Origin of the sequence: Halopseudomonas sp. (assembly GCF_041579695.1) — a bacterium.
Lineage (GTDB): Bacteria > Pseudomonadota > Gammaproteobacteria > Pseudomonadales > Pseudomonadaceae > Halopseudomonas.
The window spans coordinates 1-1,622 of record NZ_JBFGFI010000205.1; the positions used below are offsets into that span (position 1 = coordinate 1).

The following is a 1,622-nucleotide window of genomic DNA, read 5'->3' on the forward strand; positions in this document are numbered from 1 at the left end:
CCTTCGGTCGAAGCCAGCGTCTCGCCAGTCAGCGCGTCGGTGGCGACATCACCGTCGCGTATCGCCACGGCGGGGGGATCGTTGCGGTCGGCCTGCAGGTCACCTGCGGCGAGCGCGGTAAAAATCGCTGGCAGCCTTTCGTCATCAAAAGCGGCGAGCTTGTTGACGGTCTTGATGCGGTTGGGCAGGTTGCCCTGTACCAGCTCGTGCACCAAAGCCTCGAATTCGCTTGTGTCACTGGATTGCACAGAATCGACTGTCTCGTCGCTTGCTTCTGTTTCATTGGTTTGCGCATACAGGCCTACGCTGAAGCACAGGCTGCAAAGCAGCAAAAGCCATGCGCTGTGTGCACGCAGTATTTGCCAGGGTATGGCGCGGCAGGGTGTGTTCATTGCGGTTTTCTCGCTTGTGTGGACGTGACAGGTCCAGCTCCGTGCCGGACCTGTGGCCGAAGACGGCCCCGGAATCGGGGCCGCTTGCCTGTTGCCGGTTACTCGGCAGTGGCGCCCACGCAGGTCTTGGTTTCTGTGTTGTAGTTGCCGCAGTTGATGGGAGCGGTCCAGTCGCCAATCAGGTTTTTGCTACCTTCCAGGTAGTCGGACCAGGCGTCGCCGGGTACCAGATCATCGGTCTGGGACACAGTCAGAAACTGGCCGTCGTCCTGGATCTCGCCGATCAGCACAGGCTTGGTGATGTGATGGTTGGCCAGCATGACGCTGGTGCCACCAGTCAGGTTGGGTACTTCTACACCGACCATGGCATCAATCACTTCGTCGACGTCGGTGGTGCCGGCTTTCTTGACCGCCTCGACCCACATATTGAAGCCGATGTAATGGGCTTCCATGGGATCGTTGGTGACGCGATCGGTATCGCCGGTGAACTCATGCCAGGTCTTGATGAAGGCTTCGTTCTCAGGCGTGTCTTCGCTCATGAAGTAGTTCCATGCCGCCATGTGGCCGACCAGCGGAGCGGTGTCGATCCCCGACAGTTCCTCTTCGCCGACCGAAAAGGCGATTACCGGAATATCCTCTGCGGAGACTTTCTGGTTGCCCAGCTCGCGGTAGAAGGGCACGTTGGCGTCGCCGTTGATGGTCGATACCACGGCGGTCTTCTTGCCGGCACTGCCAAAGCGCTTGATCTCTGACACGATGTTCTGCCAGTCGGAGTGACCGAACGGCGTGTAGTTGATCATGATGTCTTCTTCAGCCACGCCATTGGCTTTCAGGTAAGCCTCGAGGATGCGGTTGGTGGTGCGTGGGTAGACGTAGTCGGTACCGGCCAGCACCCAGCGCTCCACGCCAATGTCGTCTTTCAGGTAGTCCACTGCCGGAATGGCCTGCTGGTTTGGCGCGGCGCCGGTGTAGAACACGTTGCGCGAGGATTCTTCACCCTCGTACTGCACCGGATAGAAAAGGATGCCGTTGAGTTCTTCGATCACCGGCAGTACCGACTTGCGTGATACCGAGGTCCAGGCGCCGAAAATGGCCGCCACTTCGTGTTGTTCCAGTAGCTCGCGACTGCGCTCGGCGAACAGCGGCCAGTCGGAAGCGGGATCCACCACTACAGCTTCCAGCTGCTTGCCGAGCAGACCGCCTTTCTTGTTCTGCTCTTCGATCAGCATC

At 59.2% G+C, this 1,622-nt stretch carries 2 protein-coding genes; both read right to left on the bottom strand.

Annotation, left to right across the window (positions count from 1 at the left end; all coding sequences use genetic code 11):
- Positions 1 to 392: hypothetical protein (locus ABYA88_RS16425; protein ID WP_373188455.1), on the bottom strand; the 392-nt coding region annotated here is incomplete at its 3' end.
- Between the two features lie 98 nt (positions 393 to 490).
- On the bottom strand, positions 491 to 1,622 hold a 1,132-nt coding region (gene urtA, locus ABYA88_RS16430; RefSeq protein ID WP_373188456.1), incomplete at its 5' end, for an urea ABC transporter substrate-binding protein.